This window comes from Bradyrhizobium mercantei, from assembly GCF_001982635.1.
Taxonomy (GTDB): domain Bacteria; phylum Pseudomonadota; class Alphaproteobacteria; order Rhizobiales; family Xanthobacteraceae; genus Bradyrhizobium; species Bradyrhizobium mercantei.
This window is the reverse complement of record NZ_MKFI01000063.1, coordinates 1-678: the sequence shown is the minus strand read 5'-3', so window position 1 is coordinate 678 and position 678 is coordinate 1. Positions and strand designations below refer to the sequence as shown.

Genomic DNA, 678 nt, shown 5'->3' with positions numbered 1-678 from the left:
GGCCTGCACGGCACGCGCTTCGCCAGTCCCCACGGGCTGCCGGACCCGGGCACGTATTCCACAGTCAGCGACCTGTCGATCCTGGCCACGCGCTTCATCCGCGACTACCCCGAGCTGTACAAGACCTACGATTCGGCCAAGACCTATACCTATAACAACATCACCCAGCCCAACCGCAACCGGCTGCTGTGGCTCGATCCCAGCGTCGACGGCCTGAAGACCGGCCATACGGAGGCGGCTGGCTACTGCATCGTGGCCACCGCGCATCGGCCCAATGGCCGCGACCAGCGGCGCCTGATCACGGTGGTGGTGGGCACGGCCTCGGACAAGCTGCGCACCCAGGAAAGCCGCGAGTTGCTGGAATGGGGCTTCCAGGGGTTCAATACCATCAAGTTATATGCGAAGGGCCAGGCGGTGGCCACGCCCGAGGTCTGGAAGGGCCAAGCCGACACGCTCAAGGCCGGCTTTGCGCGCGACGCCTACGTCACGGTGCCGGCCGGCGCCAAGGTCGAGTCGGTCTGGGCGCCGCAGGACCCGCTGGTGGCGCCGATCGCGGCCCAGGCCGCAGTCGGTTCGCTGCGCGTGATGGTCGATGGCAAGCCGGCCATGCAGTTCCCGGTGGTGGCGCTGGAGCCGGTGGCCGAAGCCGGATTCGCCGGCCGCGCCTGGGATTCCATC

At 68.0% G+C, this 678-nt stretch carries 1 pseudogene; it reads left to right on the top strand.

The window, feature by feature from the left end:
• Positions 1-678 (top strand): annotated as a pseudogene (locus tag BI327_RS40935) (D-alanyl-D-alanine carboxypeptidase); the annotation flags it as partial.